Source organism: Mycobacterium sp. 29Ha, assembly GCF_032883055.1.
In the GTDB taxonomy this organism is placed as follows: domain Bacteria; phylum Actinomycetota; class Actinomycetes; order Mycobacteriales; family Mycobacteriaceae; genus Mycobacterium; species Mycobacterium gallinarum.
The window spans coordinates 72,817-89,413 of record NZ_JAMQTI010000002.1; the positions used below are offsets into that span (position 1 = coordinate 72,817).

Genomic DNA, 16,597 nt, shown 5'->3' on the forward strand with positions numbered 1-16,597 from the left:
TACAGGCGGTCACCTGGGAGCGGGTCGTTTTCGCCTTGAGCAAACAGGGTGTTCACGCAGATTGCGCGCGCTCGGCCTGCTTTGCCGTTGTCTCCAGAAACGTTTGCGGCAGCGAACCTTTGACGGGGATCGACGGGTTGGGTGTCGGAAACGCGACTCCGAACACCGCGGTGTTCCCGATGTTCTCGAACGAGAAGTAGACACTGTCCGTTTGGCCGCTCAACCGCATGGTCTGCTCGTAAACGAGCGCGTCGGCGCGCGACGTCTGCAGTCTCGTCGTCGTCATCGGAATGCCGGGCGTCGACATATCGAAGAACGTCTCGTACTTTGCGCACCGATCGGCGACCGCCGCCAACTTCTCGAGGTCCAGTCGCCACGTCAACACGGTGATGGCCATCCGAGCGCCGTCATAGGCGACGACGTATTCCGCCGCGCTGCCTGGTCCGCGCTCGGCCGACTCGGCGATCGCCCGCGTCAGCCCCTCCGAGCAGCCCTCCGGGCGCGAGAGCATGGCCGGCGGCGCGCCCGCGCCGTCCGCCTGGCCGGGCTCGCGGTCGATGCGTTCGAATTGCACGCCCGGTGGAAAGTCCGCGGGGGTGAGCAGCACGTTCTCGAGCCGGGCACCGGGCCAGGTCGCCGTGCCCGCGATCGGTTGGGCGCAGCCACCCACCAGCAGTGCCGTGGCGAAAAGGACCAGCATATTGCGCCAGGTCATGGGGCCAGCCTAGTGGCGATCGACGGCAGTTTCGGCGGACCGTTTTGCAGCAGGGCGATCACGGCGTCGACGTCGACGTGGCTGGTGATCAGGTCGGCCATCACGTCGAGTTGGGCGTCGCGACGCGCGCGGACGTCGACGTCCCGCGCGACGACGAATTCGCTGCGCCCCGCGGCAGCAGCGACCTCGTTGAGCCATTGCCGTCGCACACCGTCGTTGTCGAGCAGGCCGTGCCAATGGGTGCCGTATACGGCGCCGTTGCGAATCCCCACGCCAAGCCAGTCGTCTTCGGTTGAGCGGCTGAGGCGACCGTGGTGAATTTCGTAGCCGTGCAACGGGGCTTCGTGGTGGCGCAACGTCTTCACAGGTGCGAACGCGATGTCCGCGTCGAGCAGCGCGAGCCCGTCGACGGTACCCGCCCCCGACTCCACGGTGTCGTCGATGCGACGGCAGAGCATCTGGAATCCCCCGCACACGCCGAGCACGGGCTTTCCCCGTCGGGTGTGCGCCTCGATGGCGTCTGCCAGACCGCGCTCCCGTAACCAGGTCAGGTCCCCGACGGTGGCCTTGCTACCGGGGATGACGACGACGTCGGCGTCTGCCAGGTCGGCGGGGTCCCCGGCCCAGCGCACCAGCACGCCGGGCTCGCAGGCCAGGGCCTCGACGTCGGTCGAGTTGGAGATGCGCGGCAGCCGGACGGCGGCGACTCGCAGCCAGTCCTGTCCGCGAGGGGGCTGCGGATCGCCGACCACGCGATGGGTGAGCACGGAGACGGAGTCCTCGGCGTCCAGCCACAGCCCCTCGCTGTACGGGATCACGCCGTATGTCGGTCGGCCGGTCAGCTCCTGCAGCTGTGTGAGGCCCGGCGCCAGCAGTGCGGGGTCGCCACGGAACTTGTTGACGAGGAACCCGCAGATGAGTCGCTGATCCTCAGGTTCGAGAACGGCGACAGTGCCGTACAGATGGGCCAGCAGTCCGCCGCGGTCGATGTCGCCGACGACCACGACCGGCAGCTGCGCCGCACGGGCCAGCCCCATGTTCGCGATGTCGGTCGCGCGCAGGTTGATCTCGGCGGGCGAGCCGGCACCTTCGACTATCACGACGTCGAATTCTGTTCTCAGAGATCGTAATTCGTCGGCAACCACGGCCGCTAGCTGCTCGCGGTGGGTGAAGTAATCCCGGGCGCCCACAGTGTCCACCGCTTTTCCGCGGACCACCAGTTGCGAGGTGCGGTCGCTGCCCGGTTTGAGCAGCACCGGGTTGAAGCGCACGCTCGGAGCCAAGCCCGCCGCGCGGGCCTGCATGGCCTGGGCTCGGCCGATCTCCCCGCCCTCGACCGTGACCGCGGAATTGTTCGACATGTTCTGCGCCTTGAAGGGCGCAACGCGAATGCCCTTGCGGGCCAACAGTCGACACAGCCCCGCGACGACCATGGACTTGCCGGCATCAGACGTGGTGCCGGCGACGAGCATCGCTCCGCTCATGACGCCGGGTGTGAACTCACTGCGAAAAATCGGCCGAAAAGTCGCAGTGGTTTCACACTCGCGAAGTGTCCAGTCACAACTGGGTCAGGATCTCGGCGCCGTCCTCGGTGACCACCAGCGTGTGTTCGAACTGCGCGGTCCACTTCTTGTCCTTGGTCGCGACGGTCCAGTCGTCATCCCAGATCTCGTAGTCCAACGCACCGAGGTTGATCATCGGCTCGATCGTGAACGTCATTCCCGGTTCGAGCACCGTCTGCACGGCGGGCTGGTCGTAGTGCAGCACCACGAGCCCGTTGTGGAATGTGGTGCCGATGCCGTGGCCGGTGAAGTCACGAACCACGTTGTAGCCGAACCGGTTTGCGTACGACTCGATGACACGGCCGACGACCGACAGGGCGCGTCCCGGCTTGACGGCCTTGATCGCCCGCATGGTGGCCTCGTGGGTGCGCTCGACGAGCAGCCGGTGCTCCTCGGACACGTCGCCCGCCAGGAAGGTGGCGTTGGTGTCGCCGTGCACTCCATCGATGAAGGCGGTGACGTCGATGTTGACGATGTCGCCGTCCTCGATCACGGTCGAGTCGGGGATGCCGTGGCAGATGATCTCGTTCAGTGAGGTGCAGCAGGACTTCGGGTAGCCCTTGTAGCCCAGAGTCGACGGATACGCGCCGTGGTCGATCATGTACTCGTGCGCGATGCGGTCGAGCTCGTCGGTGGTGACGCCCGGTGCGACGGCCTTACCCGCCTCGGCCAGCGCCGCGGCGGCGATGCGTCCGGCGACGCGCATCTTCTCGATCACCTCGGGGGTTTGCACCCACGGCTCGCTTCCCTCCTGCGCGGTCGCCTTGCCCACGTATTCGGGGCGCACGATCGAGCGGGGCACCGGCAGCGTCGGTGACACCACGCCGGGACGAAGGGCGGTACGAACAGGCATGACGCCAGGATAGTCGGCGGCGGCCGACCTACTCGATGCGTAGCGCCGACAGCGCCGACCGCACGCGGACAGGCAGCGATCCGCCGTGCAGCAGCCAGTCGTCCAGCGCGATGCGCACCGAGGCCATGGCCAACGCTCCGATGAGCCTCGGCCGCGGGTCGTCGTCGGTCAAATCACCGATCCGCGGGGCCACCAAGTCCGCGATGACGGCCTCGTAGCGCAGATAGATCTGCAGCGTCCACGCGCTGAGCGCGGGCGATGACCGGGTCAATGTGGCCAGGTCACGTACTTGGGCGCTGATCGCCTCGAAGCCGTCGCCGAGGTCGCCGAACCCCGCGATCACCGCGTCGCTCGCCGACAACCCCGCCGGCTGTTTGGCGATGACCGCCGTGATCGCATCGAGCCAGCGCGTCGTCATCCCCTCGGCGACAGCGTCCTCCTTCGAGCTGAAGTACCGGAAGAACGTGGCGCGCCCGACCTCGGCCGCCGCCGCGATCTGCTCGACCGTCACGCCGGCCAGGCCGTTTTCGGCGACTCGCTGCGCCGCCGCCGTCGCGATGCGGGCCCGCGTGGCCCGCTGTCTGCGGACCGTCAGACTTTCCCGCGAATTCTGCGATGAGACGACGTCCATGATGAGACTATGTCTCACTGTGGACATCGATGGCAACACGGCCGCGCCGAGAACCCTGGAATCGTGGCAGTTGGTTCAGCAGATGCTGGCCGACCTCACCAAGTCGGTGACCGCGGACGCAATCGACGAGCGGGAGCTCATCGAGGGCCTCCAGGTCGTCGCGAAGATCATCGGACTGTGCTCGGAACTGTCCGTCCAGGCCGACCCCGAACGACCGGCATTCTTCGACATGTGTCCCGACACTCGGATGATCGGGGGACCCAACCCCGACGGCCGCTACCTGTTGGCGATGATCCGCGGCGACCGCGCCTACCGCGTCACCGGCACCCGCGGCACTACCGCCTACCTCGGCTACCAGGTGCTCGCCGGCACCGGCCTGACGCCGCGACGGATGTCGGGATACGTCAGCGACACCGACCTCGTAATCGACTCCGGCAAGTTCGAATTGCTGTTCTCTCCCACCGAGCCGTCGAGCGAAGTGCTCGGTTCGGCGCAGTGGGTGTCCATCCCGGAGGATGCCTCGTCGATCGTCGTCCGCGAGTACATCGGCGACGTCGCGACCGAAGAACCCGCCACCATGCGTATCGAGTCCCTCGATCCCGACCCGCTGCGCCCGATCACCGATGACGTTGCTGCACAACAGTTCACCGCGATGGCATGGACGATCGTCAAGCTGGCCACGATGCACCGCACGATCAAGCCTGAACTGCTCGATCAGCCGAACACGCTGATGACCGCCGGGGCCGCCGAACTCGGCGCCGCCGACACCACACCCGACAACCTCTACATGATCGGCACCTTTGGGCTCGAACCCGACGAGTCGCTCGTGCTCGAGATCCAGCCACCCGACACGCGGTATTGGAACGTGACGCTGGAGAGCATCTGGCACGAGTGCCTGGAACCCCGGCATCGCCATAGCTCCGTCACCAACAAGGGGGTCGCGCCGGACGACGACGGTACCGTGCGAATTGCCATCGGCGCCAAAGACTTCGGTCATGGCCACTGGCTGGACACCGGCGGTCGGCGCAGGGGCTTCGTCGTGCTCCGATGGCTCGACAACCCCGCCCCACCGGAGGTCAAGACCAGCGTCCGGCGCGGCGGGGCCGTGTCGTGACCGGCGAGCGTTTCCAACCCGACCTGCTCGTCGAGCAGGCGTGCGAGATGGCGGGCAGTGACGACTTCGGCGGCGACGACAGTTGGCGCGAAGGGCTCAATCTGTTGTGCGACGGACTGGTCACCGAGGCACGCCTGAACGATCTCGGCGTCGAGATCGCGGTGCTCGACATCATCCGGCCCATGGTCAGCCGACTGCAGATCACCAAGTGGCGCAAGGAGAATCCCGCCGTTGCCGCCCAGCAGATCAGCAGGCCCATATTCATCGTCGGGCAGCCACGCACCGGCACCACGATCCTGTTCGACCTCCTCGCGCAGGACCCCGAGCTTCGGCCCCCGCTGACCTGGGAGGTGGACAACCCACACCCCCTACCCCGGCCGGAGACGTATGCCACTGACCCCCGCATCGCCGAAACCCAGGCGAGCATCGAGATGTCCGAGCAGATCGTTCCCGGACTACTGGCGTTCCATCCGATGGGCGCACTTCATGGCCAGGAGTGTGTACGGATCACCGCGGGCCAGTTCTGCAGCATGATCTTCTCCGTGCAGTACCGCCTGCCGACGTACTACCGGTGGCTCCTGTACGACGCCGACTACCGCCCTGCCTATCGCTATCACCGAACGTTCCTGCAGCACCTGCAATCCGGGGTGCCCGGCGGATCCTGTTCATGGCTGCTGAAGTCGCCCGCGCATCTGTGGCAGCTCGACGCGCTGGTCGCCGAATATCCCGACGCGGTCATCGTGCAGAACCACCGCGACCCGCTCAACGTGATCTCGTCGATCAGCGCACTGACCCACCACCTGCGCCGTCTCGCGTCCGACGACAGTTCGATCACCGACTGCGCGGGGCAGTCATGCGAAGAGATCGTGGTCGGCCTCGAACGGGGGATGAAACTGCGGGATTCAGAGGCGCTGGCCGGACATCGGATCGTCGACGTACAGTTCGCCGATTTCATCCGCGACCCGTTCACCACCATTCGCGCGCTGTATGCCGAACTCGGACGCGAACTTTCGCCCGTCGCCGAGCAGAACATGCGCGCGTTCCTGGCCGCCCACCCCGGCGACGGCGGCGGTGGCCGCTACACGTGGGACGACACGGGGCTTGATGCCGGTGCGGTGCGTGAGCAGGTGCGCGAATATCAGCAGCGGTTCGGGGTCCCCGACGAACCGCTCAAGTGATGCGCCCGAAGCGCAGCCCTTTACGCGGCCCACGAATGTCGACGGATCCGCAGACCACCTTGCCGGTGAGGATGACGTGCGGATTGCCTTCGGCGGGTGCGTCCTTGCGGTGATCGTGAGCGCTACCGACGACCACCTCGACGTCGTCGATCGATGCGCTGGCGCCGTCGGGCAGCCGAAGGTCGAGCCCACCGAACTTCAGGTCGAGTTCCACCACGACGATGGACCCTGCGAAGCGCGCTTTGGTCAGGTCGAGGTCAACCGAGCCCACCCGCCGATGTAACGCCAACCGCGTCGGCACGGTCCACTCCCCCTGGCGCTTGAGCGAACCGAGCACGCCCCGCAACTCCACGCGGTCGGTGGCCGTCGTGACGATAGCGCCAGGTCCGGGTAGATCACCGACGAGGTTGTCGAGGTCGGTGTGCAGCCGCGCACTCGACACCAACGCCGAGCGCTCCTCGAATTCGTCGATGTCGATCAGCCCGAGGGCGACGGCGTTGTGCAGCCGGCGCAACGTCCCGTTGCGATCCGCATCGGAGATGCGCATCGCTGCCTGCGCGTCGGAGATGCGCGTCCCAGAGTGGTCGTCGAGCCCTGTCATAACGGTTCAACGGTACCGCCGCGGCCGTTTGGGATCGAACCCATGCGGGCTCAGGCCAGGTAGCTCGGCGGCAGCGAGTCGAACATGAGCTTGAGCATCCGCACCGCGTACTCCGAGGATCCGCCGCCGACGATCAGCGCCGCGAACGCCATGTCGCCGCGGTAGCCGGCGAACCACGAATGCGAGCCACCCGCGAACTCCGCCTCACCGGTCTTACCCCGCACGTCACCCGCGCCCTGGAGATCCTTGGCAGTGCCGTTGGTGACAACCAACCGCATCATCGGCCGCAGGCCGTCGAGAATCTTCGGACTTATCGGGGTCTGATCGCCGGTGACCTGGGTTTGGCGGCCTTCGATCAGTTGTGGCACAGGCGTTTTCCCGGCTGCGACGGTCGCCGCCGCCAGTGCCATGCCGAAGGGGCTGACGACGACCTTGCCCTGGCCGAAGCCGTCCTCGGTACGTTCGGCGAGGTCCACCGTCGGCGGTACCGAGCCGGTGACGGTGGTCATACCCTCGATCGTGTAATCCGTGCCGATGCCGTACTTGGCGGCTGCCTGCGTCAACCCGCGCGGCGGCATGCGGCTGGCCAGTTCTGCGAAGGTCGTGTTGCACGAACTGGCGAACGCCCGCGACATCGGCACGGTGCCGAGATCGAACCCACCGTAATTGGGCACGGTGCGATGGCCGATGTCCATGGTGCCCGGGCAGGGCAGCAGCGTGTTGGGCGTGGCCATGTCACGCTCCATCGCCGCCCCCGCGGTGACCATCTTGAACGTCGACCCCGGCGGGTACAGGCCCGTGGTGGCCAGCGGCCCCTGCGCGTTGGCCGAGGCGTTCTGCGCGACGCCCAGGATCTCGCCGGTGGACGGCTTGATCGCCACGATCATCGCGGGCTTACCGGTGAAGTTGACGGCGTTCTGCGCGGCGTTCTGCACGGCCCGGTCGAGGCTGATCGTGATCGACGGCGCCGGCTCGCCCGCCACCTCGTTGAGCACGTCGACATCGACGTTGTTCTGATTGACGCTCACCACGCGCCATCCGGCTTGCCCGTCGAGCTCGTCGACCACCGCCTTCTTGACCTCGTTGACGATCGCAGGCGCGAATGTCTCATCGGTCGGCAGCAATTCGGCCTGCGCCGTGATCACCACGCCGGGCAGCTGCCCGATCGCGCCCGCCACCCGGTCGTGGTCGGACTGCCGAAGCGTGATCAGGTACATCGGCTTCTTCGACGAACTTGCCTGCTCGGCGAGGCGCTGCGGATCCAGCGTGTTGTCGAACGGCCGCAGCGCATCGACGACCGCGCGTGACGTCGTCATCAGCGAACCGGCCGCCGCCTGCGCGTCGAGCGAGAAGCTGTAGAGGTAGCCGGGCACCAGGACGTCGGTGCCGCCGCGTTCGTTGACCGAGGCCCGCCGGGGCGGGTCGGCGCGCAGCGCCAGCGTCTGGTTCTCGCCGAGCTTCGGGTGCAGGCCGGTGGCACTCCAGCGCACTTCCCATCGGCCCTCGTTGCGGACCAAGTTGAGCTGCCCGTCGTAGGTCCACATGCGGTCCTTGGGCAGATGCCAGGTGTAGCGGTAGGCGACACTGCCGGTGTCCTCGGCGTACTTCGAGCTGAGGATCTGGGCGTCGAGGTGGGTGGCCTGCAGGCCGGCCCACGCGTTGTTGAGCGCTTGGCGCGCATCGGCGGGCCGGTCACTCAATTCGGCGGCGGCACCGGTGTCCCCGGCGATCAACGCGGCGAAGAACTGCTCAGCCGTCGGCTCGGGCCCGTCGGGCTTGGGTGTACAGGCCGGCCCGAAGGTGATGACCACCGCCGCGACCATCAGGAGGGCGGTAACACGTGATACTGAAGTTGCCATTGAGGCAGATGTTACGAATCCGAGACCTCAAGATCGTGGAGGCGCGCAACGAATTCCACGAATTGCAGAGAAAGTCCGAGAGCAGGCCTGCAAATCGTTGATTTCGATGTGGGCTACGCGCCCGCGGCCGGCGCCCGGACCACCAACGGCACGGCAGGGAAATAGGCGGCCATCTCCGAGCGCGACTTGCGAAGCACCGAGGTGCCGTAGCCCTGCTTGCGGTAGTCCGGGTGGATCCAGATCCGGACGTTGACCTCACCGGCGACGAGATCGCCGAAGACCATGCCGATCTTCTGCGGACCGTGGATCGCGACCAGCCATGCCGCGTCCTCGGCGTCGACGCGCTGCAGCCCGGCCTGGATCTCGTCCTCGAGCTCGCCGGCGGGCGCACGCGAACCGTCGCCCGCCTCCTGTACGTCGGCGGTGCGCGCGGCGAAGATGTCGCGATCGGCGTCGGCGGCGAAGGGCCGCAGCACTATGGCATCGACCGAACTCGCGGGCTCACCCCTGGTGAAGCTCAGCTGATTGTTCAGGTCCTCGAGTTCGGCCGCGATTTTCCGGCGCGAAACCTTGGTGAGCCGATCGAACGACAACCGCAGCACGGCCTCGGCAGCGGAGGTCGAGGTGCCGAGATGGCTTGCGATTGCCCCGATCGCGGCGTCGTAGTCCTCGGCTTTCACGACGACATCGAGTAGCTCATGACGCTGCTCGAGCGCGCGCACCAGCGCGTCGGCGATTTCGCGGCGCGCAACTCTGGGATCGTCGTCAGTCATGCCCCGAGCGTAGAGGCACGCGAGAATCAGTCGAGCAGAACGGTCGCGAACGTGCCGACCTGGGTGAAGCCAATCCGGTCATAGGTGGCGCGGGCCACGGTGTTGAAGCTGTTGACGTACAAGCTCGCGGTGCGGCCACTACGGACGACCGCCGACGCCAGGGTCGCCGTGCCCGCGGTGCCGATCCCGTGACCGCGCCAATCGGGATGCACCCATACGCCCTGGATCTGGCCGACGGACGGCGACTGGGAGCCGACCTCCGCCTTGAAGACCACCTGGCCGCGTTCGAAGCGGGCCCACGCGCGGCCGGCGGCGATCAACCCCGCGACGCGGCGCCGGTAGCCGCGGCCGCCGTCACCGATCCGCGGGTCGATGCCGACCTCGCCGATGAACATGTCGATGGCCGCGACCAGGTATGCATCGAGCTCGTCGGCACGTACCTGGCGGACATGCGGGTCGATCGCGCAGATGGGTGGAGTGCTCAGCGCCATCAGCGGTTGATGCTCGCGCACGTCGCGGGCAGCGCCCCAGGCGTGCTCGAGCCGCTGCCACATCGGGAGCACCATCTCGGCGCGGCCGACCAGAGACGAACAACGCCGAGCGGCGCTCATCGCCTTGTCGGCGAACGCATACATGTCGTCGACGCCGCCGCGCAGCGGGATCAGGTTCGCCCCTGCGTAACAGAGGGATTCGGTGGGACGCCGACGGGTCCACAGCTCGCCGCCGATCGCTGCGGGTTCGATGCCGTGCTCGACCACTCGCGATGCCACCATGCAGCTGCCGACCGGATCTTCGTCCAGGACGCGGTACACCTCACCCGCTTCGCGTACCAAAGAAACCCGTCGTTCATCGACGCGGCGAAACAGCGGAGGAGCCGACATGGAGACTCTTTCTAACCGATCCGTGACGGTGCGGTGACCCCGCTCAATGTCGCCGCCGGAGCGGCTCCGTGCTCACAGGGTCCCCCTCAGCTTACGGTCACGACCGGCGAACCGCTGGCGTCTGATCCGGACGCCGGGCCCATTTCTTCGGCGATGCGCATCGCCTCTTCGATCAGCGTCTCGACGATCTGGTGCTCGGGAACGGTCTTGATGACCTCACCCTTGACGAAGATCTGGCCCTTACCGTTGCCGGACGCCACGCCGAGGTCGGCCTCGCGCGCCTCACCCGGGCCGTTCACGACGCAGCCCATGACCGCGACGCGCAGCGGAACCTCCATGCCTTCCAGACCGGCGGTCACCTCGTTGGCCAGGGTGTAGACGTCGACCTGCGCGCGGCCACACGACGGGCACGACACGATCTCCAGACCACGCGGCCGCAGATTCAGCGATTCGAGGATCTGGTTGCCGACCTTGACCTCTTCGGCGGGCGGCGCGGACAGCGAGACACGGATGGTGTCGCCGATGCCCTTGGACAGCAGCGCTCCGAACGCGACAGCGGACTTGATGGTGCCCTGGAACGCCGGCCCGGCCTCGGTCACGCCGAGATGCAGCGGGTAGTCGCTCTTCGATGCCAGCAGTTCGTAGGCCGCGACCATGACGACGGGATCGTTGTGCTTGACGCTGATCTTGATATCGCCGAAGCCGTGCTCCTCGAACAGCGAGGCCTCCCAGAGCGCGGACTCGACCAGCGCCTCCGGCGTGGCCTTGCCGTATTTCTCCATGAATCGCTTGTCCAGCGAGCCGGCGTTGACGCCGATACGGATCGGAATGCCCGCTGCCCCTGCCGCTTTGGCGACTTCCCCGACCCGGCCGTCGAATTCCTTGATGTTGCCGGGATTCACGCGCACCGCCGCACAGCCCGCGTCGATCGCGGCGAAGATGTACTTGGGCTGGAAGTGGATGTCGGCGATGACGGGGATCTTCGACTTCTTCGCGATCGCGGGCAGCGCGTCGGCGTCTTCCTGTCGCGGGCACGCGACGCGCACGATGTCGCAGCCCGAGGCCGTCAGCTCGGCGATCTGCTGCAGGGTCGCGTTGATGTCGTGTGTCTTCGTGGTGCACATCGACTGCACGGCGATCGGATAGTCACTACCCACGCCGACGTCGCCCACCATGAGCTGGCGCGTCTTGCGGCGCGGGGACAGGGTCGGCGCCGGTGGCGCCGGTATCCCCAGACCGATGCTTTGCGTGGAGGTCACGAGTCTTCTCCTACTGGAACAACCTGATCGGGTTGACCAAGTCAGCGGTGACGGTCAGCAGCATGTATCCGACCACCACGAACAGAATGACGTAGGTGGCCGGCATCAGCTTGAGGTAGTTGACGGGTGCCGCGGCCACCTTGCCGCGCGCCGACCGGATCATATTGCGGATCTTCTCGTACCACGCAACGGCGATGTGCCCGCCATCGAAGGGCAGCAGCGGCACCAGGTTGATCGCGCCGAGCACGAAGTTGAGCTGGGCCAGGAAGAACCAGAACGCGACCCACAGCCCGGCGTCCACGGTGTCGCCGCCGATGATGCTGGCGCCGACGACGCTGATGGGCGTTTCCGGGTCACGCTCCCCGCCGCCGATCGAGTGCACCAGCGCACCGATCTTGGTCGGGATCTTGGCCAGTGACTTGGCCAGTTCGACGGCCAGGTCCCCGGTGAACGCGAAGGTGGCCGGGACCGCAGACAACGGGTTGTACTGCGTCGGCCCGAAGTACGCGGCGGCGATACCGATGGCGCCGACGGTCGTGGGCTGGTCGCCCTCGCCGGTGAACCGCTGCGTGCGGGTGACGTCGACGACCGCGCTGGAGGGCTGTCCGTCCCGCTCGTAGACGACGGTGGTCGGTCCGGAGGCCTGCTGCAGTGCGGTCCTGGCTTCGTCGAAGGTGCTGACGGGCGTGTCGCCCACCTTGACGATCACGTCGCCGGCACGAATACCGGCCTCGGCGGCCGGTCCGGGACCGGTGCAGTCAGCCACCTCGTCCTTGCTGATTTGCGCTGCGACACAACCGGTTTCACCGACGATGGCCTGGGTGGGCGGATGCAGGTTGGGCAGCCCCCAGATCACCGCGATGGCATAGATGAGCACGAGGCCGACGACGAAGTTCATGGCGGGGCCGGCGGCCAGCACAGCGGTGCGTTTCCACGTCTTCTGCCGGTACATCGCGTACTGCCGGTCCTCGGGCGCGATTTCGTCGACCGAGGTCATCCCGGCGATGTCGCAGAAGCCGCCCAACGGGATGGCCTTGACTCCGTACTCGGTTTCACCCAGCTTGTTGGGCCGCCGCGTCGACCACAGCGTGGGTCCGAAGCCGACGAAGTAGCGACGCACCTTCATCCCGGTGGCGCGCGCCACCCACATGTGGCCGCATTCGTGCAGTGCAACCGACAAGAGGATGCACAACGCGAACGCGATGATGCCGAGCACGAACATCATGTGGTGAGTAGTCCTTTTCTTGAAATCTCCCGCTCGACTTCGCGCTTTGCCCGGTCGCGGGCCCAGCGCTGAGCATCGAGTACCTCATCCACGGTAGCGGGTTCGGTGGCCCACTGGTCCGCAGCGCGCAGGACCTCGGCGATTGTTCCCACGATGGCCGGAAATCGGATGCTCCCGTCGAGGAAGGCGGCCGCGGCCTCCTCATTCGCTGCGTTGTAGACCGCGGTGAGGCAGCCACCGCGCTGGCCGGCCTGCCTGGCGAGGTCGACGGCCGGGAACACCTCGTCGTCCAGCGGTAGGAACTCCCAGGTCGAGGCGGTGCGGAAGTCGCAAGCCGACGCTGCGGCCGGCACCCGGGCCGGCCAGCCCAGTGCCAGCGCGATCGGCAGCTTCATATCGGGCGGACTGGCCTGGGCCAGCGTCGACCCGTCGGTGAAGGTGACCATCGAGTGCACGATCGACTGCGGATGGACGACCACCTCGATGCGGGCGTAGTCGATGCCGAACAGCAGATGCGTCTCGATCAGTTCGAGGCCTTTGTTGACAAGGGTGGCCGAGTTGAGCGTGTTCATCGGACCCATCGACCAGGTGGGGTGCTTGCCCGCCTGCTCTGGGGTGACGGAGTCGAGATCGCCCGCCGACCAGCCCAGGAAGGGACCGCCCGATGCCGTGAGCACGATCGTCGCGACTTCGTCTTCGGTGCCGCCGCGCAGGCACTGCGCCATCGCGGAGTGTTCCGAGTCCACGGGCACGATCTGGCCGGGTTTGGCCGCCTTGAGCACCAGCGGCCCGCCCGCTACCAGTGACTCCTTGTTGGCGAGCGCTAGCCTGGCGCCGCTGTTCAGGGCCGCCAGCGTGGGTTTGAGGCCGAGTGCGCCGACGAGCGCGTTGAGCACGACGTCCGCCTCGGTGTTCTCGACGAGGTGGGTGGCCGCATCGGGTCCCGCATAGGTCACATCACCGACCTGCGCGGCCGATGCCTCGTCGGCGATGGCGACGTTCGTCACCCCCGTCTCGGCGAGCTGCTGGGCCAGCAGGCGCGGGTTGCCGCCACGCGCCGCGAGTCCCACGACCTCGAAGCGGTCCGGGTTGGCGGCGATGACCTCCAGCGCCTGGGTGCCGATCGACCCGGTACTTCCGAGGATCAGCACGCGCTGCCTGTTGGTCACCGAACCATTGTGACGCCCCGGGTGCGCCACAGTCCCGTCCGCTGGGGCCGTCGCCGCTCGACGGCGCCAAATGTGACGCAATTGTGACCACCCGACAAACCGGCGATCCGTGCGTCACGTCACATCGAATCCCCTTCGTCACACACAGGACGGCAACACGGTCGTCCGACACAAGGGATGGGAACCCATGAGAACACTTCACCGTAAGACGGTCGCCGCTGCCGGCCTGGGCGCACTCGCAATCTTCGGCGCAGTCTCGTGCTCCAGCGACAGTTCGTCCGAGGCATCATCAGAGGCCGAGTCCACCACGTCGGCCGCTACCGCGACCATGACATCGTCGGCACCCGCCTCGCCCACCAGCGCGATGGCCGATCCCGCCGCGAACCTCGTGGGCAACGGCTGCGCGGCCTACGCCGAGCAGGTGCCGGAGGGCCCGGGATCGGTGACGGGCATGGCGCAGGATCCAGTCGCGGTCGCGGCGTCCAACAACCCGATGCTCAAGACGCTGACACAGGCGCTGTCGGGTCAGCTCAATCCCAACGTCAACCTCGTCGAAACGCTGAACAGCAATCCCGCGCTGACGGTGTTCGCGCCGACCGACGACGCGTTCGCCAAGATCGATGCGGCCACTCTCGAGACGTTGAAGACCGATTCGGATCTGCTGACCAGCATCCTGACCTATCACGTGGTCGAGGGCCAGGCCAGCCCCTCGGCAGTCGCCGGTGAGCACAAGACCCTCGAAGGCGGATCGGTGAACGTCACCGGGGCCGGTCCCGAACTGAAGGTCAATGACGCCGGATTGGTGTGCGGTGGTGTGCAGACCGCCAATGCGACGGTCTACATGATCGACACCGTGCTGATGCCCCCGGCCAGCTAGGCCACATTCCCCCTTCATCACCGCGAGCTGGGCCCCCGACTCGACGTGGGGCCCAGCTCGTCGTATCTAGGAAACGTCCATGTTCACGCTTGCACTGATCGGCTTTCTGGGCGGATTGATCACCGGCATCTCGCCGTGCATCCTTCCCGTCCTGCCGGTGATCTTCTTCTCCGGCACGCAGAGCAGCGGTGCTGCCGCGTCCGGCAGTGCAGGCGGTGTGGCCGTCGCCACCAAGCCCGCACTATCGGACCGGTTGCGGCCCTACCGTGTGATCGCGGGTCTGGTCTTGAGTTTCAGCGTGGTCACGCTGGCGGGCTCCGCACTGCTGTCGCTGCTGCACCTACCGCAGGATGCCATCCGCTGGGTCGCGCTAGTCGCCTTGGTGATGATCGGCGCCGGGCTGATCTTCCCGAAATTCGAGGCGCTGCTGGAGAAGCCGTTCTCCAAACTGCCGCAGAAGCAGTTCGGCTCCGGCAGTAGCGGTTTCGGTCTCGGCCTCGCGCTGGGCGTGCTGTACGTACCGTGCGCCGGACCGGTGCTGGCGGCCATCGTCATCGCCGGGGCGACAGGAACGATCGGCCTTCCCACCATCGTGCTGACCCTGGCGTTCGCCGTCGGCGCGGCGTTGCCGCTGTTGTTCTTCGCCCTGGCAGGCCGCCGTGTCGCCGAGCGGGTGGCGGCGTTCCGGCGCCGCCAGCGCGAGATCCGTATCACCGCTGGCATTGTGACCATCCTGCTGGCCGTGGCCCTCGCGTTCAACGTCCCGGCCGCGCTGCAACGTGCGATCCCGGACTACACCGGCACGCTGCAGGAGCGCGTCGGCGGCGACGAGCAGATCCGCGAGAAGCTCAACCTTGCAGGCCTGGTCAACGATCAGAACAGAGAGCTGGCGAACTGCAGTGACGGCGCCCCTGAGCTGGAAAGCTGCGGTACCGCACCGGACATCAAGAACATCACCGCTTGGCTGAACACCCCGAACGGCTCGGCGGTCGACCTGAAGTCGTTGCGCGGCAAGGTGGTACTCGTCGACTTCTGGGCGTACTCGTGCATCAACTGCCAGCGCGCCGCACCGCACCTCGTCGACTGGTACGACAGCTACCGCGACGTCGGTTTCGAGGTGATCGGCGTGCACACGCCGGAGTACGCATTCGAACGCGTCGAAGGCAACGTCGCCTCGGGCGCAGAAGATCTGGGCATCACCTATCCCGTCGCGTTGGACAACGGCTATTCGACGTGGACGAACTACCGCAACCGCTACTGGCCGGCCAAGTACCTCATCGACGCGTCGGGCACGGTGCGCCATATCAAGTTCGGAGAGGGCGACTACGACGTCACCGAGCGCCTGATACGCCAGCTGATCTCGGAGGCCAACCCATCGGCGCAGCTGCCGCCACCGGTCGACGCCCAAGACACGACTCCATCGGAGGAGACGACACCCGAGACTTATCTCAGTGTCGGCAAGGTGGTCAACTACGGCGGCACCGGCACGTATGACGAGGGATCATTCAATTTCAGCTATCCACAACAACTTCCCGATGACAGTTTTGCGCTGACCGGCGACTGGGCGCTCGACTACCAGGGTGCGACGTCACGGAGCGACAACTCCGGTATCGCGCTGAACTATCACGCCAAAGACGTCTACATCGTGGCCGGCGGCAACGGTACGTTGACCGTCACCCGCAACGGCGCGGAATCCACCGTGCCGATCAGCGGCCCGCCGACACTGCATCAGATCGCCGCTGATCCCGATGTGACACGCGGACGACTCGACGTCGAGGTGCCAGCCGGATTGCAGATCTTTTCGTTTACCTACGGCTGATGACCAATCCGCACCGCGCACGGCTCCGAATAACCCATGACGTCAAAAACGAGGCGGCATAAGCCGTCCCCAACGAAAGGA

At 66.6% G+C, this 16,597-nt stretch carries 15 protein-coding genes; 4 read left to right on the forward strand and 11 right to left on the reverse strand.

Annotated elements, in window-relative coordinates:
* Window positions 1-52: 52 nt before the first annotated feature.
* The 4 genes from M1248_RS02885 to M1248_RS02900 all read right to left on the reverse strand — a co-directional run bounded on the left by M1248_RS02885 (window position 53) and on the right by M1248_RS02900 (window position 3,761).
* Complete coding sequence (locus M1248_RS02885; RefSeq protein WP_163726273.1) at window positions 53-715, reverse strand: hypothetical protein; 663 nt, start codon at window positions 713-715, stop codon at window positions 53-55.
* Window positions 712-2,199: a cobyric acid synthase gene (locus M1248_RS02890; protein WP_317147499.1), complete on the reverse strand. Its 1,488-nt coding sequence runs from the start codon at window positions 2,197-2,199 to the stop codon at window positions 712-714. The genes M1248_RS02885 and M1248_RS02890 overlap by 4 nt, the downstream gene beginning before the upstream one ends.
* A 73-nt stretch (window positions 2,200-2,272) precedes the next feature.
* Window positions 2,273-3,130 carry a type I methionyl aminopeptidase gene (map, locus tag M1248_RS02895; protein WP_163686070.1) on the reverse strand — a complete coding sequence of 286 codons (858 nt, stop codon included), beginning with the start codon at window positions 3,128-3,130 and terminating at the stop codon, window positions 2,273-2,275.
* Between the two features lie 28 nt (window positions 3,131-3,158).
* Complete coding sequence (locus M1248_RS02900) at window positions 3,159-3,761, reverse strand: TetR family transcriptional regulator (RefSeq protein WP_317147500.1); 603 nt, start codon at window positions 3,759-3,761, stop codon at window positions 3,159-3,161.
* Between the two features lie 82 nt (window positions 3,762-3,843).
* Here M1248_RS02900 and M1248_RS02905 point away from each other — a divergent pair, with 82 nt between their 5' ends.
* Window positions 3,844-4,875, forward strand: coding sequence for a DUF1214 domain-containing protein (locus M1248_RS02905; RefSeq protein ID WP_410506613.1), 1,032 nt, complete (start codon window positions 3,844-3,846; stop codon window positions 4,873-4,875).
* Between the two features lie 47 nt (window positions 4,876-4,922).
* Window positions 4,923-6,053 (forward strand): sulfotransferase, encoded by a 1,131-nt coding sequence (locus tag M1248_RS02910; protein WP_317147672.1) that lies wholly within the window; start codon window positions 4,923-4,925, stop codon window positions 6,051-6,053.
* Here the strand turns inward: M1248_RS02910 and M1248_RS02915 are convergent.
* The 7 genes from M1248_RS02915 to dxr all read right to left on the reverse strand — a co-directional run bounded on the left by M1248_RS02915 (window position 6,046) and on the right by dxr (window position 13,820).
* A complete protein-coding gene (locus M1248_RS02915; protein WP_163726249.1) occupies window positions 6,046-6,654 on the reverse strand; it encodes a DUF1707 domain-containing protein in 609 nt (202 codons plus the stop codon). The genes M1248_RS02910 and M1248_RS02915 overlap by 8 nt on opposite strands.
* Before the next feature lie 50 nt (window positions 6,655-6,704).
* Complete coding sequence (locus M1248_RS02920; RefSeq protein WP_163726246.1) at window positions 6,705-8,513, reverse strand: penicillin-binding transpeptidase domain-containing protein; 1,809 nt, start codon at window positions 8,511-8,513, stop codon at window positions 6,705-6,707.
* A gap of 113 nt (window positions 8,514-8,626) precedes the next feature.
* Window positions 8,627-9,286 (reverse strand): GNAT family N-acetyltransferase, encoded by a 660-nt coding sequence (locus M1248_RS02925; RefSeq protein WP_163726241.1) that lies wholly within the window; start codon window positions 9,284-9,286, stop codon window positions 8,627-8,629.
* Window positions 9,287-9,312: 26 nt separating this feature from the next.
* Window positions 9,313-10,167 (reverse strand): GNAT family N-acetyltransferase, encoded by an 855-nt coding sequence (locus tag M1248_RS02930; RefSeq protein WP_163726238.1) that lies wholly within the window; start codon window positions 10,165-10,167, stop codon window positions 9,313-9,315.
* 86 nt (window positions 10,168-10,253) lie between these two features.
* Window positions 10,254-11,426 (reverse strand): flavodoxin-dependent (E)-4-hydroxy-3-methylbut-2-enyl-diphosphate synthase, encoded by a 1,173-nt coding sequence (ispG, locus tag M1248_RS02935; protein WP_163686077.1) that lies wholly within the window; start codon window positions 11,424-11,426, stop codon window positions 10,254-10,256.
* Between the two features lie 10 nt (window positions 11,427-11,436).
* A complete protein-coding gene (locus tag M1248_RS02940; RefSeq protein ID WP_163726235.1) occupies window positions 11,437-12,651 on the reverse strand; it encodes a M50 family metallopeptidase in 1,215 nt (404 codons plus the stop codon).
* Complete coding sequence (gene dxr, locus M1248_RS02945) at window positions 12,648-13,820, reverse strand: 1-deoxy-D-xylulose-5-phosphate reductoisomerase (RefSeq protein ID WP_163726233.1); 1,173 nt, start codon at window positions 13,818-13,820, stop codon at window positions 12,648-12,650. Before dxr ends, M1248_RS02940 begins: the two co-directional genes overlap by 4 nt.
* A 187-nt stretch (window positions 13,821-14,007) precedes the next feature.
* On the opposite strand from dxr, the gene M1248_RS02950 reads away from it, so the two are divergent.
* Window positions 14,008-14,697, forward strand: a complete 690-nt coding sequence (locus tag M1248_RS02950) for a fasciclin domain-containing protein (RefSeq protein WP_163726230.1) — start codon at window positions 14,008-14,010, stop codon at window positions 14,695-14,697.
* A 79-nt stretch (window positions 14,698-14,776) separates the two neighbouring features.
* A complete protein-coding gene (locus M1248_RS02955; RefSeq protein ID WP_163726228.1) occupies window positions 14,777-16,516 on the forward strand; it encodes a cytochrome c biogenesis protein CcdA in 1,740 nt (579 codons plus the stop codon).
* Window positions 16,517-16,597: the final 81 nt, after the last annotated feature.

What these genes read in the sequence shown, in the direction of transcription:
- M1248_RS02885 (WP_163726273.1), bottom strand. Translation starts at nt 715, where the DNA reads ATGACCTGGCGCAATATGCTGGTCCTTTTCGCCACGGCACTGCTGGTG.
- M1248_RS02890 (WP_317147499.1), bottom strand. Translation starts at nt 2,199, where the DNA reads ATGAGCGGAGCGATGCTCGTCGCCGGCACCACGTCTGATGCCGGCAAG.
- map (WP_163686070.1), bottom strand. Translation starts at nt 3,130, where the DNA reads ATGCCTGTTCGTACCGCCCTTCGTCCCGGCGTGGTGTCACCGACGCTG.
- M1248_RS02900 (WP_317147500.1), bottom strand. Translation starts at nt 3,761, where the DNA reads ATGGACGTCGTCTCATCGCAGAATTCGCGGGAAAGTCTGACGGTCCGC.
- M1248_RS02905 (WP_410506613.1), top strand. Translation starts at nt 3,844, where the DNA reads ATGCTGGCCGACCTCACCAAGTCGGTGACCGCGGACGCAATCGACGAG.
- M1248_RS02910 (WP_317147672.1), top strand. Translation starts at nt 4,923, where the DNA reads ATGGCGGGCAGTGACGACTTCGGCGGCGACGACAGTTGGCGCGAAGGG.
- M1248_RS02915 (WP_163726249.1), bottom strand. Translation starts at nt 6,654, where the DNA reads ATGACAGGGCTCGACGACCACTCTGGGACGCGCATCTCCGACGCGCAG.
- M1248_RS02920 (WP_163726246.1), bottom strand. Translation starts at nt 8,513, where the DNA reads ATGGCAACTTCAGTATCACGTGTTACCGCCCTCCTGATGGTCGCGGCG.
- M1248_RS02925 (WP_163726241.1), bottom strand. Translation starts at nt 9,286, where the DNA reads ATGACTGACGACGATCCCAGAGTTGCGCGCCGCGAAATCGCCGACGCG.
- M1248_RS02930 (WP_163726238.1), bottom strand. Translation starts at nt 10,167, where the DNA reads ATGTCGGCTCCTCCGCTGTTTCGCCGCGTCGATGAACGACGGGTTTCT.
- M1248_RS02940 (WP_163726235.1), bottom strand. Translation starts at nt 12,651, where the DNA reads ATGATGTTCGTGCTCGGCATCATCGCGTTCGCGTTGTGCATCCTCTTG.
- M1248_RS02950 (WP_163726230.1), top strand. Translation starts at nt 14,008, where the DNA reads ATGAGAACACTTCACCGTAAGACGGTCGCCGCTGCCGGCCTGGGCGCA.
- M1248_RS02955 (WP_163726228.1), top strand. Translation starts at nt 14,777, where the DNA reads ATGTTCACGCTTGCACTGATCGGCTTTCTGGGCGGATTGATCACCGGC.